Consider the following 21640-nt stretch of genomic DNA (forward strand, 5'->3'; position numbering starts at 1 on the left):
CACGACAGGTTCCCGCGCGGCAACTGTTCGATCCCTGCCCCAAAGGGGTGAGGGGCGTACGGGGAGGTAGACTTAACAGTGTCTGGCCGGACGCGCGCCCGCGCATGCCCTGAACGCACCTGTGTGGGGTGTCGGGAGCGAGCGGCCAAGGCCGAACTGCTGCGGATCGTGGCGATCAAGGACGAGTGCGTCCCTGATCCACGCGGTACGCTGCCCGGCCGGGGTGCGTACGTTCACCCCGCACCGGTCTGTCTCGACCAGGCGGTTCGCCGCCGGGCGTTCCCGCGGGCACTGCGCGTCCCGGGGCCGCTCGACACAAAGGCGTTGCGCCGATACGTCGAGCAGACAACAGTTGCCGAGCAGGCAACACCGTAAGACGTGCCGTACGGAACCCCGTGCGGCTAGGTACCTCGCGAGTCGAAAGCAGGTCGAGATTGCGATGAGCACTCGATGAGTACGCGATGAGTACGCCCATGAACTAGCGACGGTCCGGACGCAACCCGGACCTCAAAGGAGCGAAGTGGCTAAGGTCCGGGTCTACGAACTCGCCAAGGAGTTCGGCGTCGAGAGCAAGGTCGTCATGGCCAAGCTCCAGGAACTCGGTGAATTCGTCCGTTCGGCGTCTTCGACGATCGAAGCGCCCGTTGTACGCAAGCTGACGGACGCCCTCCAGCAGGGCAGCGGAGGCGGCAAGCCCGCCCCCGCGCGCAAGGCTGCCCCGGCGAAGCCGGGTGCCCCCTCTCCCGCGCAGGCTGCCCGTCCGGCCGCCCCGCGCCCGCCGGCCCCCAAGCCGGCCGCCGCAGAGAAGCCCGCGGCTCCGGCCGCGCCGGCCTCTCCCGGCCCCCGTCCCACCCCGGGCCCGAAGCCCGCGCCGCGGCCCGCCCCGGCGTCCCCGGCTCCGACCACGCCCGAGTTCACCGCGCCCCCGGCGGCTCCCGCCGCGCCGGCCGCCTCTCAGGGCCAGGGCTCCGGCCCGCGTCCGGGCGCCCCGCGTCCGGCCGGCCAGGCGCCGCGTCCGGGTGCCCCGCGTCAGGGCGGTCCCGGCCAGGGTGGCCAGGGCCGCGGTGACCGCGGCGACCGTCCCGGCGCTCCGCGTTCGGGTGGCGGCGCCCCGCGTCCCGGTGCCCGTCCGGCCGGTCCCCGTCCGGGCAACAACCCGTTCACCTCTGGTGGCTCCACCGGCATGGCGCGCCCGCAGGCGCCCCGTCCGGGCGGCGCCCCGCGTCCGGGCGGCCCCGGTGCGCCCGGTGGTGCCCCGCGTCCGCAGGGCCAGGGCCAGGGCGGTCCCCGTCCGCAGGGCGCCGGCGGCGGTCCCCGTCCGCAGGCTCCGGGTGGCGCGCGTCCGACCCCGGGCGGCATGCCCCGCCCGCAGGGCGGCGGCCCGCGTCCCGGCGGCGGTCCCGGTGGTCCGCGTCCGAACCCCGGCATGATGCCGCAGCGTCCTGCTGCCGGCCCGCGTCCCGGTGGCGGTGGCCCCGGCGGCCGCGGTCCCGGTGGCGGCGGTCGTCCCGGTGGCGGCGGCGGTCGTCCGGGTGGCGGCGGCTTCGCCGGCCGTCCCGGTGGCGGCGGTGGCGGTTTCGCCGGTCGTCCCGGTGGTCCCGGTGGCGGTGGCGGCGGTTTCGCCGGTCGTCCCGGTGGTCCCGGTGGCGGTGGCCGTCCCGGCTTCGGTGGCCGTCCCGGCGGTCCCGGTGGCCGTGGTGGCACGCAGGGTGCCTTCGGTCGTCCCGGCGGTCCCGCGCGTCGTGGCCGCAAGTCGAAGCGGCAGAGGCGCCAGGAGTACGAGGCCATGCAGGCCCCGTCGGTTGGCGGTGTGATGCTGCCTCGCGGCAACGGCGAGACCGTTCGCCTGTCGCGCGGTGCCTCGCTCACCGACTTCGCGGAGAAGATCAACGCCAACCCGGCGTCGCTCGTCGCGGTCATGATGAACCTCGGCGAGATGGTCACGGCCACGCAGTCCGTCTCCGACGAGACGCTGCAGCTCCTCGCCGACGAGATGAACTACACGGTTCAGATCGTCAGCCCGGAGGAGGAGGACCGCGAGCTCCTCGAGTCCTTCGACATCGAGTTCGGCGAGGACGAGGGCGACGAGGAGGACCTGATGGTCCGTCCGCCCGTCGTCACCGTCATGGGTCACGTCGACCACGGTAAGACCCGGCTCCTCGACGCCATCCGCAAGACGAACGTCATCGCGGGCGAGGCCGGCGGCATCACCCAGCACATCGGTGCCTACCAGGTCGCGACCGAGGTCAACGAAGAAGAGCGCAAGATCACCTTCATCGACACCCCGGGTCACGAGGCGTTCACCGCCATGCGTGCCCGTGGTGCGCGGTCGACGGACATCGCGATCCTGGTCGTCGCGGCCAACGACGGCGTCATGCCGCAGACGGTCGAGGCGCTCAACCACGCCAAGGCGGCCGAGGTCCCGATCGTCGTCGCGGTCAACAAGATCGACGTCGAGGGCGCCGACCCGACCAAGGTGCGCGGTCAGCTGACCGAGTACGGCCTGGTGGCCGAGGAGTACGGCGGCGACACGATGTTCGTCGACATCTCCGCCAAGCAGGGTCTGCACATCGACTCCCTGCTGGAGGCCGTGATCCTCACGGCCGACGCCTCGCTCGACCTGCGGGCCAACCCGAACCAGGACGCGCAGGGCATCTCGATCGAGTCCCGTCTCGACCGCGGCCGCGGTGCCGTGTCGACGGTCCTCGTCCAGCGCGGCACCCTGCGGGTCGGCGACACCATGGTGGTCGGCGACGCGTACGGCCGAGTCCGGGCGATGCACGACGACAACGGCAACAGCGTTGCCGAGGCCGGTCCCTCGACGCCGGTTCAGGTCCTGGGCCTGACCAACGTCCCGGGTGCGGGCGACAACTTCCTGGTGGTCGACGAGGACCGTACGGCCCGTCAGATCGCCGAGAAGCGTGCCGCCCGTGAGCGCAACGCCGCGTTCGCCAAGCGCACGCGCCGTGTGTCGCTGGAGGACCTGGACAAGGTGCTCAAGGCCGGCGAGGTCCAGCAGCTGAACCTGATCATCAAGGGTGACGCTTCCGGTTCGGTCGAGGCCCTCGAGTCCTCGCTGCTCCAGCTGGACGTCGGCGAAGAGGTCGACATCCGCGTCCTGCACCGCGGCGTCGGTGCGGTCACGGAGTCCGACATCGACCTGGCCATGGGCTCCGACGCCATCGTCATCGGCTTCAACGTGCGCGCCGCCGGGCGTGCGCAGCAGATGGCCGAGCGCGAGGGTGTCGACGTCCGGTACTACTCGGTCATCTACCAGGCGATCGAGGAGATCGAGGCGGCCCTCAAGGGCATGCTCAAGCCGGAGTACGAAGAGGTCGAGCTCGGTACGGCGGAGATCCGCGAGGTCTTCAAGTCGTCCAAGCTGGGCAACATCGCGGGTGTTCTCATCCGCTCCGGCGAGGTCAAGCGCAACACCAAGGCGCGCCTCATCCGCGACGGCAAGGTGGTCGCGGAGAACCTCAACATCGAGGGCCTGCGTCGCTTCAAGGACGACGTCACCGAGATCCGCGAAGGGTTCGAGGGCGGTATCAACCTCGGCAACTTCAACGACATCAAGGTCGACGACGTCATCGCGACGTACGAGATGCGCGAGAAGCCGCGCGTCTGACCTGAGTCACGATCGGGGCCGATCGGCGGGACTTATTCCGTCGATCGGCCCCGGCCGTTGCGTGTACGGTTCCCGTATCGGCGTCGAAGCGTGGCGCCCGTACCCCGAACCGGCGGGACATCCGGATACACACATGTATGTGGGGACTCTGTCCTTCGATCTGCTCCTCGGCGACGTCCACTCGCTCAAGGAGAAACGCTCTCTCGTCCGTCCGATCGTGGCCGAACTCCAGCGCAAGTACGGGGTGAGCGCGGCGGAGACGGGGAATCAGGACCTCCACCGCAGGGCCGAGATCGGGCTCGCGGTGGTCTCAGGGGAGACGGGACACCTCACCGACGTCCTGGACCGCTGTGAGCGGCTCGTCGCCGGGCGGCCCGAAGTCGAACTGCTCTCGGTTCGACGCAGGCTCCACAGCGACGAAGACTGAAGCAACAAGTAAGCACTTAAGGAGACGGACCAGTGGCCGACAACGCGCGTGCCAAGAGGCTGGCGGACCTCATCCGAGAGGTGGTGGCCCAGAAGCTGCAGCGCGGGATCAAGGACCCGCGGCTCGGCTCGCACGTCACCATCACGGACACCCGGGTCACGGGTGACCTCAGGGAGGCGACCGTCTTCTACACGGTGTACGGGGACGACGAGGAGCGCGCGGCGGCCGCCGCCGGCCTGGAGAGCGCCAAGGGCATCCTGCGCTCCGAGGTGGGCCGGGCCGCCGGTGTGAAGTTCACGCCGACCCTGGCCTTCGTCATGGACGCCCTCCCGGACAACGCCCGCACCATCGAGGACCTCCTCGACAAGGCGCGCCAGTCCGACGAGAAGGTGCGCGAGGCATCCGCGGGCGCCAAGTACGCCGGCGACGCCGACCCGTACCGCAAGCCCGACGAGGACGACGAGACGGACGACGGCGCCGAATGACCCAGAAGCACACCACGCCCGACGGCCTTGTCATCGTCGACAAGCCGTCGGGCTTCACTTCGCACGACGTCGTCGCCAAGATGCGCGGTATCGCCAGAACGCGACGCGTCGGGCACGCCGGCACCCTCGACCCGATGGCGACGGGCGTCCTCGTCCTCGGCGTCGAGAAGGCCACCAAGCTCCTCGGCCACCTCGCGCTGACCGAGAAGGAGTACCTGGGCACCATCCGGCTCGGGCAGAACACCCTCACGGATGACGCCGAGGGGGAGATCACCTCCTCCACGGACGCCTCCGAGGTCACCCGCGACGCGATCGACGCCGGCATCGCCGCGCTGACCGGCGACATCATGCAGGTGCCCTCCAAGGTCAGCGCCATCAAGATCAACGGCGTGCGGTCGTACAAGCGGGCCCGGGAGGGCGAGGAGTTCGAGATCCCGGCCCGGCCCGTGACGGTCTCCTCCTTCGGCGTGTACGACGTCCGGGAGGCCGTCGCCGACGACGGCACTGCCGTACTCGACCTGGTCGTCTCGGTCGTCTGCTCCTCCGGCACCTACATCCGGGCGCTGGCCCGCGACCTGGGCGCCGGCCTGGGCGTCGGCGGTCACCTCACCGCTCTGCGCCGCACCCGCGTCGGCCCCTACAAGCTGGACGCGGCCCGCACCCTCGACCAGCTCCAGCAGGAGCTGACCGTGATGCCGATCGCCGAGGCCGCCGCGGCCGCGTTCCCCCGCTGGGACGTCGACGCCCGGCGGGCCAAACTGCTCACCAACGGCGTGCGGCTGGAGATGCCCGAGACGTACGCGGGCTCCGGCCCGGTCGCCGTCTTCGACCCGGAGGGCCGCCTCCTGGCGCTCGTGGAGGAGCAGCGGGGCAAGGCCAAGAGCCTGGCCGTCTTCGCCTGACGGAGGACCCGGGGGCCGGTGTCCGCCCGTGGAGCGGCAGCCACGGGGTACCTCCACTGCCGCCGCTCCACGGCCCCCCTCGGTTCCCCCACCCCTAGGGTGTATCCAGCCGCCCCCGATCCTTCACCCGTCCGTGCGGGCGCTCGGAGTGAACGGGGGGAGCGGAAGGGGGCGCTTTCGCCGAGCGATCTGTCCCGCTGATCATCCCGCCCCTACTGTCCAACACAAGGGCACGGGTGTACGGCGGGGAGGCTCGACGATGGCGTCGCGGAACCGGTCCCGGGAGACGGACGACAGCTCACAAGGCTCCCCTGACGTCCCCGGAACAGCACGGCACGAGGACGGGGCGGTCCCCGGCGACACCCTCGTCCGCATCCACGACCTGGCCGGCCGCCCCCGCGGCACCGGCTTCCTGGCCGACCACCACGGCACCCTGATCACCAGCCACGAGGCCGTCGACGGCCTGCCCCGCATCGTCCTGTACGGCGCCGGGGACCGCCGCCGCGTCGTGTCCGCCGACGCGGTCACCCCGCTGCCCGCACTGGACCTGGCCCTCGTACGGACCGAGGGTCTCGGCGTGCCGCCGCTGCCCGTCACCGTGCGGGAGGGGCCCAGGACCGGCGCCTATGTACGGATCGCCGCCGGCGGCTGGCGCGAGGCCCGGCTGCTGGGCTCGACCTCCGTGACCTACGCGGCCACGGACCGCTTCCACCGCCTCGACGACGCGCTCGAACTGGCGGTCGGCACGGCAGGGCGGGACGCGCTGCGGCTGGGCGGCGGAGCGGCCGGCGGCCCCGTGCTCGACGCCGCGACCGGTGCCGTGGTCGGGGTGCTGGGCACCGCGCTCAGCTCCGATCACCGCGAGGTCGGGTTCGCCGTACCGCTGCGTTCCCCGCTCCCCGGTGCCGCGCGGTCCCTCGCCGACCTGCTCGCCGAGAACGCGGCGACGGTCCCCGCGTACGGCGCGGACCTCAATCTCGCCGGGGTGCTGGACCTGACCGCCGCCTCCGTGGCACTGGAGGGCCCGCCCGGCGGCACCGGTGTCCCGCAACCGGTCGAACGGACGGCCGTGGCGGCCGGGTTCACCGCGTTCACCGGCGGCCCGGCGGCCGTGCTCGGCCTCGTCGGCCCCCCGGGCAGCGGTCGTACGACGGAACTCGCGGCGCTCGCCGCGCGCCGCCGGCGGGACGGGCAGCCCACGCTCTGGCTGCGCGGCAGTGAACTGCGGGACGGCGACGCGTCGGTGGCGGACGCGGCACACCGGGCGCTGAGCCGGGCCGCCTCCGCCGTGGCCGCCTCCGCCCCGGCCGGCCCGGGCGACATCACGCCCGAGCGCCTGGCCCACCTCGCCCGGTCCGCGGGCCGCCCGCTGCTGCTCCTGCTCGACGGCCCCGAGGAGATGCCACCGGCCCTGGCCCGCCGCCTGACCGACTGGGCGGACGGGAGCACGCGGTGGCTGCGGGGGACGGGAGCCCGGCTGGTGGTGGCGTGCCGGGCGGAGTACTGGGAGACCGCGCCCTTCCCCGCGGAGCCGTGCGTGCCCCTCGGCGACCTCACCGAGAGCGAGGCGCGGGAGGCGTACCGGAGCCACGGCATCGCGGGTCACGCCCTCGCCCCGGCCGACGCCCGGCATCCCCTCACCCTCGGTCTGCTCGCCGAGGTCCGGGCGGCCCTCACCGAGCCGCCCGAGGCGGCCGTGGTCGACCGGAACGACGTCTTCGCGGCCTACCTCGACCTGATGTCCCTGCGCATCGCCCAGCGCCTGGCAGCCGGCGACGGTCTGCAGGGCACCGCCGTACGCCGCCTGGCCGCCAAGGTCGCCGGGCAGGTGCACGAGGCCGCCCGGCGCAGTCTCGGACCGGGGCCGGGGTACCTGGACCAGGAGGTGTTCGCGGCCGTGTTCCCGTGGGGGGCCGCCCCGGCGCGGCTCGGCGGCGGCAGCGGCTGGGCGTCGGCCGTAATCGCGGAGGGCCTGCTCGTGCCCGCCGGACCCGGCTACCGCTTCGCGCACGAGGGGCTCGCCGACTGGCTCCAGGGCATGCACCTCGACCTCGACGAAGCGCTGCACGCCCTCGTCCACCGCGCCGAGGACGCCCCGTCCGACCCCGTGCCGCACCACCGCATCGGGCCGGTCGTCCAGGCCCTGCTGTACCTCGGCCGCCAGCACGGCCCCGGTCAACTGGCCTCCCGCCTGGCCGACCTGGTGCACGCCCTGGACGCCGATCCGCGCTCCTGGTGGGCCGCCCGGCTGCTCGCCGGGACGCTGTCGGCCCTGCCCGACGCGGCGCCGTACACGGAGGTGCTGCGGCTGCTCGCCGACCGGATCGTGGCCTGGCGGCGGCAGGAGCGGCCCGTGCCGGAGGAGCTCGGGCCCGCGTTCTGGACCGGCGTACGGCTCCCGGAGGAGGCGCGCTGCGCCCTGCTGCGGCGGCTGGTCCACGCCGACGGGCCGCCGTGCGAGGCCGGGCCCCGCTTCCTGGACGCCGTCGCCGGACTTCTCGCCGCCGACCCCGCCGCCGTGCAACCGCAGCTCGCCCGCTGGTTCGACGACGAGCAGCCGCTGCCCGCCACCCCGCACGCGACCGTGGCCACGGCCGCCCAGGCGCTGCTGCACACCCACCGTCACGGCGCCCTGGACGGTCTGACGGACGTGCTCGTCGACCGTGCGCACCGGCGGGCCGACGAACTGCTCGCCGTGCTGGCCGAGGAGGAACCGTCGCGGGTGTGCCGGGCCGTCGACCGGTGGGCGCGCGACGAGCGGCCCGCGCGGCGGAGCGCCGCGGTGGCGCACGGACTGCGCGTCGCGCCGCACGTGAGCACCACAGGCGACCGCGCCCTCCTGCGCTACGCGGCCCTCACCCTGCTCGCCCGGCCCGCCGACCGTGCCCTGCACGGCGGCGCCCTCGCCCTCCTCGTCCAGGACCCCCACACCCGGGCCCGCTACCTCCCGCGGGCGCTGGAGCACTTCGCGGCGGGCGACCCGCGGTTCTCGCCGGAGGCGCTGGCCGGCGCCCTCCTGACCGACCCCGAGCCCGTCCTCGCGGCCTTCGCGGCCCGGCTGGAGCGGCCGGACGGGGAGGAGGCCCTGCGGGCCCTCGCCGACGCCGCCCCGCCCGGCCTGGCCCGGCGGGTCGCCGCTGTGGTGTGCCGGGCGGCCTCGCTGCGGCCGGAACTCGCCGGGCAGGTGGCCGCGTACGCCGACCAGCGGCTCGACCGGGGCCCCGCCGCCCGGCCCGTGCTCCTGCCGCTGATCACGGGCCTGCTGGAGGACGGCCCGGTGCGGCTGCGCTGCGCCCTGGCCGCCGCCCTGACCCTGCCCGGCATCCCCGCCTCGCGTCCGCTGCGCCGGGAGCTGCGCGACGCGCTCCTCGCCCGCGAGCACGACACCGACGTCCTGGACGCGCTCCTGCAGGCCGCCGCCCGCAACGGCGAAGACGACCTGCGCGACCTCGTCCACCGCATCGGGCGGCTCCTCGTGCGCACCCCGGAGGGCGCCACCCGCTTCGACCGCGCCCTGGTCGACCTGGGCCGGCACGTGCCCGGCTTCGCCGGCCGCGCGGCCGCCTGGCTGGCCGAGTCGCCCGAGGAATGGGTGGCGCTGGTCGGGCCGAGCTCCCACCGCATGATCGAGAACCTGGCGGGCGCGGGCGTCCTCGCATGACCGGCCTCACGGCGCCGGGCCGCAGTACGGTGCCGTGCGCCCGGTCACAGCCCCCATGCCGATGCGGGCAGGAGGCACCCGGCATGGCACCCTTAGACCTGCGCACGAGGCAATGACGGACAACCGACCGGACACGGGTTCGACGAGCTTTCGACAAGGAGCAGGCACAGTGCAGCGCTGGCGTGGCTTGGAGGACATCCCCCAGGACTGGGGACGCAGCGTCGTCACCATCGGCTCCTACGACGGAGTGCACCGCGGGCACCAGCTGATCATCCGGCATGCCGTGGACCGCGCCCGGGAACTGGGCGTTCCCGCCGTCGTCGTCACCTTCGACCCGCACCCCAGCGAGGTCGTCCGCCCCGGCAGCCACCCGCCGCTGCTCGCCCCGCACCACCGCCGCGCCGAACTCATGGCCGGCCTGGGCGTGGACGCGGTGCTCATCCTCCCCTTCACGACCGAGTTCTCGAAGCTGTCCCCGGCCGACTTCGTCGTCAAGGTCCTGGTCGACAAGCTGCACGCCAAGGCGGTCGTCGAGGGCCCCAACTTCCGCTTCGGCCACAAGGCCGCCGGGAACGTGGAGTTCCTGTCCACGCAGGGCAAGACCTACGACTTCGAGGTCGAGGTCGTCGACCTGTACGTGACCGGCGCGGCGGGCGGCGGCGAGCCGTTCTCCTCCACGCTGACGCGGCGGCTGGTCGCCGAGGGCGACGTCGAGGGCGCGGCGGAGATCCTGGGCCGGCCGCACCGGGTGGAGGGCGTCGTCGTCCGGGGCGCCCAGCGCGGGCGCGAACTGGGCTTCCCCACCGCGAACGTCGAGACGCTGCCGCACACGGCCATCCCGGCCGACGGTGTGTATGCCGGCTGGCTGCACGCCCAGGGCGAGGCGATGCCGGCCGCGATCTCCGTGGGGACGAATCCGCAGTTCGAGGGGACCGAGCGGACGGTGGAGGCGTATGCCATCGACCGGGTCGGGCTCGATCTGTACGGGTTGCATGTCGCGGTCGACTTCTTGGCGTTCGTGCGGGGGCAGGCGAAGTTCGAGACGCTGGATGCGTTGCTGGTTCAGATGGGGCAGGACGTCGAGAGGTGCAGGGAGTTGGTGGCCGGCGAGGGGGCTGCCTAGTCCCCTCGTAAGCCGGGCGCGGGTGCGTTGTGGCTTGTCGCGCGGTTCCCCGCGCCCCTGAGGGACGTCGCCCAGTGGCAAGCGACCTGTGACTCGCCGCTCCCGCCCAGCACCTCCAGATCCTGGCCCCTGCACGCGTCCGCCACACCTGCCGCCTCCGCCTCACCACTGGCCAGGATCTGGCAGCGGGCGTGGAAGCGGCAGCCGGACGGCACGCGCGACGGGTCGGGGGGCTCGCCCGTGAGGATCACCGGGGCGCCGGGAGCCTCCGGCAGCACGGACAACAGCGCCTGCGTGTAGGGATGCCGCGGGGCCGTCAGGACCTGCTCCACCGCGCCCGTCTCCACGATCCGGCCCAGGTACATCACGGCGACCCGGTCGGCGATGTTCCACGCCAGGCCCAGGTCGTGCGTGACGACCAGGGCGGACAGGCCCAGATCGGTGCGCAGCCGGAGCAGCAGGGCGAGGATCTCGCCGCGTACCGAGGCGTCGAGGGACGCCACCGGCTCGTCGGCGACGAGGAGTTCTGGTTCCAGGACGAGCGCGCCGGCGATGACGACGCGCTGCCGCTGCCCGCCGGACAGTTCGTGCGGGTAGCGCAGGAAGAAGCGCTCCGGAGGGCGCAGCCCCGCCCGGGACAGCGCCTCGGCGACCGCCGTGCGTTCGTCGCCGCCGTAGCCGTGGATGCGCAGGCCCTCGGCGACCGCGTCGTACACCGTGTGCCGGGGGTTGAGCGAGCCGCTCGGGTCCTGGAGGACCAGCTGGACGCGTTTGCGGTAGGCCTTCAGAGACCGGCCGGAGTAGTCCAGGGGGCGGCCGTCGAAGGTGACCCGGCCCGCCGTCGGCTCGACCAGACCGAGCAGGCCGCGGGCCAGGGTCGTCTTGCCGCAGCCGGACTCGCCGACCAGCGCGACGATCTCGCCGGGGCGGATGTCGAGGTCGACGCCGTCCACCGCGCGGGCCCGGGGGCCGCCGTGCCGGCCGGGGAAGGTGACGTAGAGGCCCTGGGCGCTCAGCAGCGGGGCCGTGGTGACCTCGGGGGCCGTGGGCGACGTGGTCATGGCGTGCCGGGCCTCGCTTCCTCCAGGGGCTCTGGATCCTCTTCCGTGCCGCGGGGTGCGTCCGCGGGTGACCCGACCAGCACGCACGCCGCCCGGCGCTCCGGCCCCGCGGTCCGCAGCAGCGGGTCCTCCTCCGGGCACGACTCCAGCGCCACGGGGCAGCGCGGATGGAACGTGCACCCGGACGGCAGTGCGGCCGGGTCCGGCGGATCGCCCGCCAGCCCTTGCGGCGTGAACCGGGACGCCGGGTCGCCGATGCACGGGAACGCGGCCGCCAGGGCCCGGGCGTACGGGTGCCGGGCGTCCTCGTACACCTGGGCGGCCGGGCCCTCCTCGACCACCCGGCCCGCGTACATCACCGCGAGCCGGTCGCAGGTGTCGGCGAGGACCGCCAGGTCATGACTGATCATGATCAGGCCGAGGTCCTGGTCGGCGACGAGCTGCTCGATGAGCCGGAGGATCTGGGCCTGGATCATGACGTCGAGCGCGGTCGTCGGCTCGTCGGCGATGATCAGCCGGGGATCGCAGGCCAGGGCCATGGCGATCATGACGCGCTGGCGCTGGCCGCCGGACAGCTCGTGCGGATAGGCGTCGGCGCGGGCCGCCGGGAGACCGACCTGCTCCAGCAGTTCGCCGGTCTTCCTCTTCGCCCCCGCCGCGGTGGCCTTCTTGTGCAGCAGGATCGGCTCGGCGATCTGGTCGCCGATGCGGTGCACCGCGTTGAGGGAGTGCATCGCGCCCTGGAAGACGACGGAGGCCCCGGCCCAGCGGACCGCCCGGACCCGGCCCCACTTCATGGCCAGCACGTCCTCGCCGTCGAGGAGCACCTCCCCGGTGATCCTGGCGCCCGCCGGGAGCAGCCGCAGCAGGGCCAGCGCCAGCGTGGACTTGCCGCAGCCCGACTCCCCGGCGAGGCCGAGCTTGCGGCCCGCGTCCAGGCGCAGGTCCACCCCGCGCACGGCCGCCGCCCCGCCGGCGTACGTCACGGTCAGGTTCCTGACGTCGAGCAGACTCAACGCGACACCCCCAGCCTGGGGTTGAGGACGGACTCCACGGCCCGCCCGCACAGCGTGAACGCCAGCGCCACCACGGCGATGGCGATGCCCGGCGGCACCAGGTACCACCAGTCCCCGGCGCTGACCGCGCCCGCCTCGCGCGCGTCCTGGAGCAGCCCGCCCCACGAGACGACCGTCGGGTCACCGAGGCCGAGGAAGGCGAGGGTCGCCTCGGCGAGGATGGCCGAGGAGATGATCAGGGTCGTCTGGGCCAGTACCAGTGGCATCACGTTGGGCAGGACGTGCCGGGACATGATGTGCCAGTGGCCGCCGCCGAGCGCCTGCGCCCGCTCGATGTACGGACGGGTCTCCACGGCGAGGGTCTGGGCGCGCACCAGCCGGGCCGTGGTCGGCCAGGTGGTCACGCCGATCGCGACGACGGTCGTGGTCAGCGAGCGGGACATCACGGTCGCCAGGGCGATCGCCAGCACCAGGGTCGGCATGACCAGGAACCAGTCGGTGATCCGCATCATCACCGTCGCGTACCAGCCCTTGAAGTGCCCCGCCGTCACCCCGATCAAGGTGCCGATCGCGACCGACAGCACGGCGGCGAGCAGCCCGACCAGCAGCGACACCCGCGAGCCCCAGATCACCAGGCCCAGCAGATCCCGCCCGAACTGGTCGGTGCCCAGCGGGAACTCGGCGCTCGGGCTCTGCATCGGACGCCCCGGCGCCTCCGTCACGCTGCTCACGTCGGAGCCGACGAACACCGGTGCGAACAGGGCCAGCAGCGCGCACAGCGAGAGCGCGGTCAGGCCGTACAGCCCCGCCCGTTCGGAGCGGTACTGCCGCCAGAAGCGGGCGACGGACGCCCTGCGGCGCTGCCGGGCCAGGGCGCGCGGGCTCGGGGCCGTGCCGGTCGACGTCGTCATCGGGCCACCCGGGGGTCCAGCAGCGGATAGACCAGGTCGGCGAGGGTGTTCATCAGGATCACCGCGGCGGCGAACACGAAGAACAGGCCCTGCACCAGCGGCAGGTCGGGCACGCTCAGCGCCTGGTAGAAAAGCCCGCCCAACCCCGGCCAGGAGAACACCGTCTCCACGAGGATCACGCCCGCCACCGTCCGGCCGAGGTTGATGAAGATCAGCGTCACGGTCGGCAGCAGCGCGTTCGGCACGGCGTGCCGGCGGCGGACGAGGTCGTCGCGCAGGCCCTTGGCCCGTGCGGTCGTCAGATAGTCGCTGCCCATCTCGTCCAGCAGCGCCGACCGCGTGACCAGCAGCGTCTGCCCGTACTCCACGGCCACCAGCGTCACCACCGGGAGCACCAGGTGGTGCGCCACGTCGAGGACGTACGCGAAGCCTTCCTCGCCGCCCGACTCCATGCCGCCGGTCGGGAACATGCCGGGCAGCGGTCCGATGCCCACCGACAGCACGATGATCAGCAGCAGCCCCAGCCAGAAGGACGGGATGGAGTACAGCGTCAGCGCGAGGCCCGTGTTGACGCGGTCGCCCAGCTTGCCGTGCCGCCACGCCGACCGGGTGCCGAGGAAGATGCCCAGCGCCGTGTAGAGGACGAACGCCGTCCCCGTGAGCAGCAGGGTGTTCGGCAGCGCCTCGGTGATCTTGTCGACGACGGGGGCGCGGAACTGGTACGACGTGCCGAAGTCACCCGTGAGCGCCTTGCCGCAGTAGTCCGTGAACTGCCGCCACAGCGGCAGGTCGAGACCGAACTCGTCGCGATAGGCGGCCAGCTGCTCCGCCGACACCTGACGGCCGCCCGTCATGGTCTTCACCGGGTCGCCCGGGATCAGCCGGAAGAGGAAGAAGCTGGTCACGAGGACGGCCAGCAGCGATACGGCGGCACCGGCCACCTTGCCCGCCAGGTACCGCGGGTACGCGGAGCTCTTGCGTGCCCGCGGCCCGGCCGCCGGCCGCTGCTTGTCCTCGACCAGCGCGGGGGTCGCGTCAGCGGTCATGAGTACCCGCTCGCCGCTTCACTCGCGTTCCTCGGCGGTGGCCCGCCGCCGCATCGCCGCGAAGGCGCCGAGCCCCCCGAGGATCACGACCCCCGCGACGATCCCGACCACGACCCCCGTCGACGAGGCGTTGTCCGACGATCCGCCGGAGTCGGCCGGGACCGCCGACCACCAGCTCCAGTAGCCGTCCTGGCCGTAGATGTTGCCCGCCTTCGCCGGCATGGTCGTGATCGACTTGATCTGGTCCGTCCGGAAGGCCTCGACCGCGTTCGGATACGCCATGACGTTCATGTACCCGAGGTCGTACAGCCGCGATTCCATCTGCTTGACGATGTCCGCCCGTTTGGCGGGGTCGTACTCGGTGAGCTGCCGGGCGTAGAGCTCGTCGTACTTCTTGTCGCAGATGAAGTTGTCCGTCGCGCCCGTGTCCTTCGGGGTCGCCGGGAGCGCGCCGCAGGTGTGGATCGACAGGACGAAGTCCGGGTCGGGGTTGACCGACCAGCCGTCGAACGCCAGGTCGTACTTGCCGGCCAGCCATGGGTCGGTCACGTTGTCCAGGCAGTTGAGCTGGACACCGATGCCGAGCTCGCCCCACCACTCCTGGAGGTACTTGCCGACCGCCTTGTCGTTCGGGTCGGTGGCGTGGCACAGCACGCGGTAGGTGATGGGCTTGCCGTCCTTGCCGACGCGTTTGCCGTCGCCGTTCTTCTTGTACCCGGCCTGGTCGAGCAGCCGGGCCGCCTCGGCCGGGTCGTAGGCCAGCTTCTGGCTCGCGGACGGCTTCCAGAAGTAGTCCTGGAAGCGCGGCGGGATGTAGCCCTCGCCCTCGACGGCGTGGCCCCGGAACACCTTGTCGATGATGGCCTCGCGGTCGACGGCCCGGAACAGGGCGTTGCGCACCCGCTGGTCCAGCAGGGAGGGGTGGCCGTCCCCGAACTTCTCGCCGTTCTTCGCCTTGGCGCCCGGGTTGGTGGCGAGGGCGTAGAAGCGGCGGCCGGGGGCGTCGTTGACCTGGATGTCGTCCGCGCCCTTCAGGGACTCCGCCTGAGCGGGCGTCAGGGACGGGGACCCGGCGACGAAGGACACCTCGCCCTTGCGCAGCGCCGATACGGCCGCGTCCTGGTCCTTGTAGTAGCGGAAGACCAGCTCGTCGAACTTCGGCGCCCCGCGCCAGAAGCTCTTGTTGGCCTTGAGGCGGACGTAGCTGTCTGCCTTGTAGCCGCTCAGCACGAACGGCCCGTTCCCGACGACGGGGAAGCTCTTGTCGTTGTTGAACTCGGAGAAGTCCGAGACCTTCTCCCACACGTGCTTCGGCACGATCGGCACGTCCAGCGCGGCCATCGTGGCCTGCGGCTTCTTCAGCTCGATGACCAGCTTGGTGGGGCTCGGGGCCGTCACCTTCCTGAAGTTCCCGACGTAGCTGCCGTTCGCCGTGGCCGCGCCGGGGTCGGTCATCATCTTGTTGAACGTCCACGCCGCGTCCTCGGCGGTGGCCTGCTCGCCGTCCGACCACGTGGAGTTCGAGCGGATCGTGTACGTCCACGTCAGCTTGTCCGGCGACGGCTCCCACTTGGTGGCCAGGCCCGCGATGGCGTGGTTGTCCTTGGGGTCGTAGTTGGTCAGGTACTCGTACATGAGCCGGTGGATGCTCGTGCTGAGCAGCCGGACCGCCAGGAACGGGCTCAGCGAGTCCACGCTCTGCGCCACGGCGACGGTCAGCACCTTCTTGCCGTCGTCGGCCGCCCGGGCCTGCTGGGGCGCCGGGTCGAGCGGGGTCGCGAGACCGGCGGTGAGGGTGAGCGTGGCGGCCCCGGCCAGGGCGACGAGCCGGAGGCCGTGCGGGAGGCTGCGCTTCTGATCGTTCGTGCCCATGGTCGGACCTCGCGTCATCGCTCGGACGGGAAGGACGGGTTGATCAGCTGTCAGATGCGTGATGTGTGTGTACCAGCGGCCGTCTCCACCCGTCAACGGCGTGTTCACCCCTTGTGGCCTGCGGAAATAACGAATTGGCGAGCTTTTCGCACTCATTGGTAGAGACCACTGAAGCGCTCCTGGCCAGGGCCTGGCAACGGAATTCGCCCCTGAACGCGCCACGGCCCGCGCCGAGTCGGAACGGCGCGGGCCGGGCGGCGATCGGCCCCTCGAAAGGGGCCGATCGGGTGAGGCGATTACTGCGTCGGAGGCGGGGGCGGCGGGGTCTGCCCGTCGGGCTGGGGGTAGCCGTAGCCGGGCTGCGGGGGAGCGGCCGGGGGCTGGCCCGGCTGCGGGTACGGCTGGCCGGGGTGGGCCGCCGGCTGCCCGGGCTGCTGCCCCGGCTGCCCAGGCTGTCCCGGCTGCGGGTAGGGCGGCTGCCCGGCGGCCTGCGGGTAGGGCTGTCCCGGCTGGGCGTAGGGCTGTCCGGGCTGCGGGTACGGCTGTCCGGGCTGGGCGTACGGCTGGCCCGGCTGCGGCTGCGGCTGCGGCTGCGGCTGCTGCGGGTACGGGCCCGGCTGACCGGGACCCGGCTGTTGCTGCCCCGGGTACGGGGGCTGGCCCGGCTGGGCGTAGGGCTGACCGGGGACGGGCTGGCCCGGCATGGCCTGTCCGGGCAGCGGCGGGGCCGCGACCGGCGGCGGGTTGCCGTCGGAGGTCCACAAGCCGTGCGCCTGCTGGTGGCGGGTGAAGTCCTCGGCGACCATCGCCGCGAGGTTGAAGTAGGCCTCGCGCACCTTCGGCCGCATCATGTCGAGGTCGACCTCGGCACCGGCGGCCAGGTGCTCGTCGAAGGGCACGACGATGACGCCCCGGCAGCGCGACTCGAAGTGCGTCACGATGTCCTCGACCTTGATCATCTTGCCGGTCTCACGGACGCCGGAGATGACGGTGATGGACCGCGAGACGAGGTCGGCGTACCCGTGCGCGGACAGCCAGTCCAGCGTCGTGCTGGCACTGCTCGCCCCGTCCACGGACGGCGTCGAGATGATGATGAGCTGGTCGGCGAGGTCCAGCACACCGCGCATGGCGCTGTACAGCAGACCGGTACCCGAGTCGGTGAGGATCACCGGGTACTGCTTGCCCAGCACGTCGATCGCGCGCCGGTAGTCCTCGTCGTTGAAGGTCGTGGACACGGCCGGGTCGACGTCGTTGGCGATGATCTCCAGACCGGAGGGCGCCTGGGACGTGAACCGCCGGATGTCCATGTACGAGTTGAGGTACGGGATCGCCTGGACCAGGTCACGGATGGTCGCCCCGGTCTCCCGCCGCACGCGGCGCCCGAGGGTGCCCGCGTCCGGGTTGGCGTCGATCGCGAGGATCTTGTCCTGCCGCTCGGTGGCGAGCGTGGAGCCCAGCGCGGTGGTGGTGGTCGTCTTGCCGACACCGCCCTTGAGGCTGATCACGGCGATCCGGTAGCAGGACAGCACCGGCGTGCGGATCAGGTCCAGCTTCCGCTGCCGCTCCGCCTCCTCCTTCTTGCCGCCGATCTTGAACCGGCCGCCACCGGCCGCCGGACGGCTGCTCTTCGCCTTCTGCTTCTTGCTGTTGAGCAGCCGGTCGGACGACAGCTCCACGGCAGCGGTGTAACCGAGCGGCGCGGCACCGGGGTTCGTCGGCTGCCGCTGGTCGTGCTGCATGGGCTGCGGCCAGGCGGCACCGGTACGGGGGTCGACGGGCTGCTGCGGCTGCTGGGGCTGCGCCTCGGGCTGCGGCTGGGCCTGCGGGGGGACGCCGGGCTGTGCCTGCTGGGGCTGTGGCTGCTGCGCCGGCGGCTGGGGGAAGCCGTACCCGCCCTGGGCGTCGGGGACGCCCGGGTGCGGGAAGCCGTAGCCGGCCTGCGCGTTCGGCGCGGCCGGAGGCTGGGCGCCCGGCTGCGGGAAGCCGTAGCCGTCCGGTGGGGCCGGCGCGGGGGTGGGCGGAGCGGCGGGGGGCTGGGCCGGGGGCTGCTGGGCGGCCGGGGCGGAGGCACCCTGCTGGGGGAAGCCGTAGCCGCCCTGCGCGGGGGGCGCCTGCGGGCCGTCCGGCCGCGGGGCCGGGGGCTGTGCAGCCGGGGCGGGGGCGCCGGGGTGCGGGAAGCCGTAGGCGCCCTGCGCGTTCGGCGCGGCCGGCGCCTGGGCCTCCGGTTGCGGGAAGCCATAGCCCCCGGGCTGCGGTGCGGGCTGGGCGGGCGGCTGGTTGGGCGGCGTCGGTGCGGGCTGCTGGTTCCACGCGGCGGGCGCGGGCTGCGGCGCCTGGGGCTGGAACGGCGGCTGCTGTGCCGGCACGTAGGGCTGCGGCGGCACCGGGGGCTGCCCCTGGGCGGCCGCCGGCTGCGCGGGCACGTCCGGGCTCACAGGCTGTCCCTGCGGCTGCTGCTCCGGCTGGGCGGGCCACTGGCTCGCGGGAACCGGGGCGGCCGGCTGGTACGACGGCGGCAGCGGCGGCACGCCCTGCGGGGGCGGGGGAGCGGAGTCGGACGGTGTGCTCTGCGGGGCATCGGGGGAGGCCGGCACGGCCGGTACGGCGTCCTCCGGCTCGTTCTGCGCGGGCGCGTCCTCCGGCTCGGCGGCAGGCGCCGCCGAGTCCTCACGCTCCTGCTCGGCCCCGGCCGGCACCGCGTCCTCAGGCTCGTCAGAGTCGGGCAGGGCGTCCTCGGGCTGTTCCTGCTCGGTCTCGGCCTCGGCGTCGTCGGCCTCGATGTCCTTGGACACGGCGTCTTCCGGCCCGGCGTGCTGGGTCTCGGTGTCCTCGGGCCCGGTGTCCTGGGGCCCGGTGTCCTCGGCCGCTGCGGCTTGCGGCTCAAGGGCCTCGGGTGCCACGTCCTCGGTTTCCGGCCGGGTGTCCTCCGGCTCGGCCTCCCCGGCCGGCGGCACGTCGGTGAAGGCGTCCGCGTCCAGGGCGTACTCCGAAACCGCGGCGGAGTCGTCGGCCTCCCCACCGGGGCCTTCGTCCTCCGCGTCATCGGCACGGGCACCGCCACCGGCCCCGTCGGCGTCCTCCGCCTCGGTGACTTCGGGTGCCTCGGGCGCGGAAGCCGCCTCCGCGGCGGCACGCTCCTCGATCTCCCGCTTCAGTGCGCCGGCGGAGAACCGCATGGTGGCACCGCTCTCCAGGTCGCCGTTCCCCGGCTCCGCGGCGTCACCGGGAGCCGCCGCCGCCGGAACCCCGGGAGTGGCCGGAACCTCCGGAGCGGCAGGGGGAGTCGCCGGAGCCTCGGGAACGGGCGGTGCCTCCGGCGGAGCCGGCGGCGTCCACGGCGACTGGTGACCACCGACGGGGATGTTCGGCACAGCCGTAGGAGAGCCCGCGTCATCCGCGGGCGCCTCGGTCTGCCCCTGCGGCCGGGCCTCCGGCTGCGAGCCCTGCGGCTCGAACCCGCTCCCCATCGGAAGCCTGGGCACGGCCGAGGGACCCCCGGAAGAGGGCGCGGGCGGCGCCGGCGGCGTGAAGGGCGTACCCGGCGCGGGCGCGGGAGGCGTGAACGGAGCGCCCGGAGCGGGCGCCGGCGCGGGAGGAGTGAAAGGCGCCCCGGGCGCCGGAGCCGGAGCCGGAGCGGAAGCCTGCCCCGGCAGGGACGTCGGAAGGGACGAAGGCCCACCGGAAGGGTTGGCGTGCGGCGGCGGAGTCAGCCCGGGCAGCGGCGGCACCGGCCCCTTCGGCCTCCCGGGAACCCCAGGCGTCCCAGCAGTCCCCGGAGCCCCGGAACCTCCATTGGCCCCGGACCCCCCGGGCGCCCCCGAAGCACTGGAATCCCGGGACGCCCCGGCCCCCTGCCCCGAGGACGAACTCCCCGAGGCGTTCTGCGTGTACCAGGCGGGCGGCGCGTAGTCGATGGTGAACTCGCCCGTCATCTCCGCTGCGGACTCCGCGTCGGGCTGGTCATCGCCGGGTGTCGCCCAGCCCCCGCGGATCCCGTCCCGATCGCTGCTCACAGTGTTCCTCCTGGTGTGGTCGAGCACCCTCATGCCGTGCTGGGGCGACCCTTGCTTGTCGTCCGACGTCGTGCGAAGTCGTTTGAGGCGTATCGAGGTCGTCCGAGGTCGTCCACTCCACAGGCTCCCCCGCCTTCCCCCCTGGGACGCCGACGCCTACCACGGGTTCTGACGGCGCGCCCCGTCCCAGCCTAATCACCACAAGCCCCGCCACGGCAGGCCCGTCCACCCCCGAGCAGCTGTCCGCCGCGTCACAACCTGCCCAGAAGGTGCCCGGAAGTGACGTATACGGCAGGCACTTTGGTGAAGAAAAAGGACGGTACGTGTGAAGAGTCGTGAACCGCCTTGCGAAACAGGCGCCTTGAGTTCATGAGCGAGCAGTCGCCTTGAGGCGCGGGGGACATACGAGCCGGGGGACATGCGAGGCGGGAGACATGCGAGGCGGGAGACATGCGAAGAGGGGCGGCCGTTCACCGGCTCACCCCTCGCCCTCCACCGCGGCACCTACTGCCCGGCGTCAGACCCTCCGCCGCGCGCCCCCGGCTCAAGATCGAACTCCCCGTCCCGGGCCCCGAGCACGAACGCCCGCCACTCCGCCTCCGTGTAGCGCAGCACCGTGTCCGGGTCGAGCGACGACCGCATCGCCACCGCCCCCTCGGGCAGGTAGGCGATCTCGACCCGCTCCTCGTGCCCCTCGGTGCCCGGCGCGCTGTGCCACTCGACACCGGAGATGTCGAGGGCGTAGAGCTCGTCCCGCTCCCGTTCCTTGCGTGCCTTGATCTCCTCAGCCGTCTCCGCCATGCCGCAGCGACCCCTTCCCGACGTACGAACGATCCGAATCTGCTCACCCTAGTGGCCCCCTCCGCTCCGGCCGGGGGGTTCGAAAGACCAGGGCAAAGAGGACCCCGGCCGCCTGGTACGCTGGTCGACGGCCGTTTGTGTACGCACCCCCGGAGCGCCGCTCTGGAGGCCGCGCCCAGCGGATCCCCGCCTTCCGAGTCATGGAAGCTCCCCCGAGACACAGACCGGGGGCACTCGGTGGCCATCACAGACCATGAGGAGTACGCGTGCCGCTCGACGCCGCTACGAAGAAGCAGATCATCACCGAGTTCGGCCAGAAGGAGGGCGACACCGGCTCCCCCGAGGTCCAGGTCGCCATGCTCTCGCGCCGCATCTCGGACCTGACCGAGCACCTCAAGACCCACAAGCACGACCACCACTCCCGCCGTGGTCTGCTGATCCTCGTGGGTCAGCGTCGCCGCCTTCTCCAGTACCTGGCGAAGAAGGACATCCAGCGCTTCCGCGCGCTGGTCGACCGCCTCGGCATCCGCCGTGGTGCGGCGGGCGCCAAGTAAGACGCCGTGAGGGGAGCGGTTCCCGGAGAATGGGGGCCGCTCCCTTTGCTGTACGTGCGGAGTGTCACCACTGCTTTGTAGTGTGGTAGCACAACGCAATACGGACGACACAGCACGACAAGAAGAGGAGAGGCGCACCC

15 protein-coding genes and 1 pseudogene are annotated in these 21640 nt (G+C 73.1%); 8 read left to right on the forward strand and 8 right to left on the reverse strand.

Annotated features, from left to right (window positions below; genetic code table 11):
• Positions 1-78: 78 nt before the first annotated feature.
• The 7 genes from HNR57_RS30250 (at position 79) to HNR57_RS30280 (ending at position 10226) form a co-directional block, all read left to right on the forward strand.
• Positions 79-375 (forward strand): YlxR family protein, encoded by a 297-nt coding sequence (locus HNR57_RS30250; RefSeq protein ID WP_107459168.1) that lies wholly within the window; start codon positions 79-81, stop codon positions 373-375.
• 145 nt (positions 376-520) lie between these two features.
• Positions 521-3628, forward strand: coding sequence for a translation initiation factor IF-2 (infB, locus tag HNR57_RS40660; protein ID WP_184564935.1), 3108 nt, complete (start codon positions 521-523; stop codon positions 3626-3628).
• Between the two features lie 133 nt (positions 3629-3761).
• The gene (locus HNR57_RS30260) at positions 3762-4055 is read left to right on the forward strand and encodes a DUF503 domain-containing protein (RefSeq protein WP_030853207.1); all 294 of its coding nucleotides are present in this window, start codon (positions 3762-3764) and stop codon (positions 4053-4055) included.
• Positions 4056-4087: 32 nt separating this feature from the next.
• Positions 4088-4540, forward strand: a complete 453-nt coding sequence (gene rbfA, locus HNR57_RS30265) for a 30S ribosome-binding factor RbfA (RefSeq protein ID WP_184564937.1) — start codon at positions 4088-4090, stop codon at positions 4538-4540.
• Positions 4537-5442: a tRNA pseudouridine(55) synthase TruB gene (gene truB, locus HNR57_RS30270; protein WP_184564939.1), complete on the forward strand. Its 906-nt coding sequence runs from the start codon at positions 4537-4539 to the stop codon at positions 5440-5442. Before rbfA ends, truB begins: the two co-directional genes overlap by 4 nt.
• Before the next feature lie 259 nt (positions 5443-5701).
• Positions 5702-9103, forward strand: coding sequence for a trypsin-like peptidase domain-containing protein (locus HNR57_RS30275; RefSeq protein ID WP_184564941.1), 3402 nt, complete (start codon positions 5702-5704; stop codon positions 9101-9103).
• Between the two features lie 169 nt (positions 9104-9272).
• The gene (locus HNR57_RS30280) at positions 9273-10226 is read left to right on the forward strand and encodes a bifunctional riboflavin kinase/FAD synthetase (protein ID WP_184564943.1); all 954 of its coding nucleotides are present in this window, start codon (positions 9273-9275) and stop codon (positions 10224-10226) included.
• Here the strand turns inward: HNR57_RS30280 and HNR57_RS30285 are convergent.
• The 8 genes and pseudogenes from HNR57_RS30285 to HNR57_RS30315 form a co-directional block, all read right to left on the reverse strand.
• Positions 10223-11287 (reverse strand): oligopeptide/dipeptide ABC transporter ATP-binding protein, encoded by a 1065-nt coding sequence (locus HNR57_RS30285; RefSeq protein WP_184564945.1) that lies wholly within the window; start codon positions 11285-11287, stop codon positions 10223-10225. The two genes, HNR57_RS30280 and HNR57_RS30285, sit on opposite strands and share 4 nt — an antisense overlap.
• Complete coding sequence (locus HNR57_RS30290) at positions 11284-12303, reverse strand: ABC transporter ATP-binding protein (protein WP_184564947.1); 1020 nt, start codon at positions 12301-12303, stop codon at positions 11284-11286. Before HNR57_RS30290 ends, HNR57_RS30285 begins: the two co-directional genes overlap by 4 nt.
• Positions 12300-13214, reverse strand: a complete 915-nt coding sequence (locus HNR57_RS30295) for an ABC transporter permease (RefSeq protein WP_184564949.1) — start codon at positions 13212-13214, stop codon at positions 12300-12302. Before HNR57_RS30295 ends, HNR57_RS30290 begins: the two co-directional genes overlap by 4 nt.
• Positions 13211-14260: an ABC transporter permease gene (locus HNR57_RS30300; RefSeq protein ID WP_184564951.1), complete on the reverse strand. Its 1050-nt coding sequence runs from the start codon at positions 14258-14260 to the stop codon at positions 13211-13213. Before HNR57_RS30300 ends, HNR57_RS30295 begins: the two co-directional genes overlap by 4 nt.
• 18 nt (positions 14261-14278) lie before the next feature.
• Positions 14279-16132 (reverse strand): ABC transporter substrate-binding protein, encoded by a 1854-nt coding sequence (locus HNR57_RS30305; protein ID WP_184564953.1) that lies wholly within the window; start codon positions 16130-16132, stop codon positions 14279-14281.
• 296 nt (positions 16133-16428) lie between these two features.
• The gene (locus tag HNR57_RS30310) at positions 16429-19308 is read right to left on the reverse strand and encodes a nucleotide-binding protein (protein ID WP_221343240.1); all 2880 of its coding nucleotides are present in this window, start codon (positions 19306-19308) and stop codon (positions 16429-16431) included.
• Between the two features lie 708 nt (positions 19309-20016).
• Positions 20017-20178: pseudogene (locus HNR57_RS41095) on the reverse strand (SCO5717 family growth-regulating ATPase); the annotation flags it as partial.
• 471 nt (positions 20179-20649) lie between these two features.
• Entirely contained in the window at positions 20650-20946 is a 297-nt protein-coding gene (locus HNR57_RS30315) for a DUF397 domain-containing protein (protein ID WP_184564957.1), read from the reverse strand.
• Positions 20947-21212: 266 nt separating this feature from the next.
• Between HNR57_RS30315 and rpsO the strand changes: the two genes are divergently transcribed.
• Positions 21213-21500, forward strand: coding sequence for a 30S ribosomal protein S15 (gene rpsO / locus HNR57_RS30320; protein WP_003993372.1), 288 nt, complete (start codon positions 21213-21215; stop codon positions 21498-21500).
• Positions 21501-21640: the final 140 nt, after the last annotated feature.

This window comes from Streptomyces paradoxus (genome assembly GCF_014202475.1).
GTDB lineage: Bacteria > Actinomycetota > Actinomycetes > Streptomycetales > Streptomycetaceae > Streptomyces > Streptomyces paradoxus.

Bases quoted from the DNA above. Each gene is read 5' to 3' on its own strand.
- HNR57_RS30275 (WP_184564941.1), top strand. From the start codon at position 5,702: ATGGCGTCGCGGAACCGGTCCCGGGAGACGGACGACAGCTCACAAGGC.
- HNR57_RS30260 (WP_030853207.1), top strand. From the start codon at position 3,762: ATGTATGTGGGGACTCTGTCCTTCGATCTGCTCCTCGGCGACGTCCAC.
- HNR57_RS30285 (WP_184564945.1), bottom strand. From the start codon at position 11,287: ATGACCACGTCGCCCACGGCCCCCGAGGTCACCACGGCCCCGCTGCTG.
- truB (WP_184564939.1), top strand. From the start codon at position 4,537: ATGACCCAGAAGCACACCACGCCCGACGGCCTTGTCATCGTCGACAAG.
- HNR57_RS30300 (WP_184564951.1), bottom strand. From the start codon at position 14,260: ATGACCGCTGACGCGACCCCCGCGCTGGTCGAGGACAAGCAGCGGCCG.
- HNR57_RS30310 (WP_221343240.1), bottom strand. From the start codon at position 19,308: ATGCGGTTCTCCGCCGGCGCACTGAAGCGGGAGATCGAGGAGCGTGCC.
- HNR57_RS30305 (WP_184564953.1), bottom strand. From the start codon at position 16,132: ATGGGCACGAACGATCAGAAGCGCAGCCTCCCGCACGGCCTCCGGCTC.
- HNR57_RS30315 (WP_184564957.1), bottom strand. From the start codon at position 20,946: ATGGCGGAGACGGCTGAGGAGATCAAGGCACGCAAGGAACGGGAGCGG.
- HNR57_RS30295 (WP_184564949.1), bottom strand. From the start codon at position 13,214: ATGACGACGTCGACCGGCACGGCCCCGAGCCCGCGCGCCCTGGCCCGG.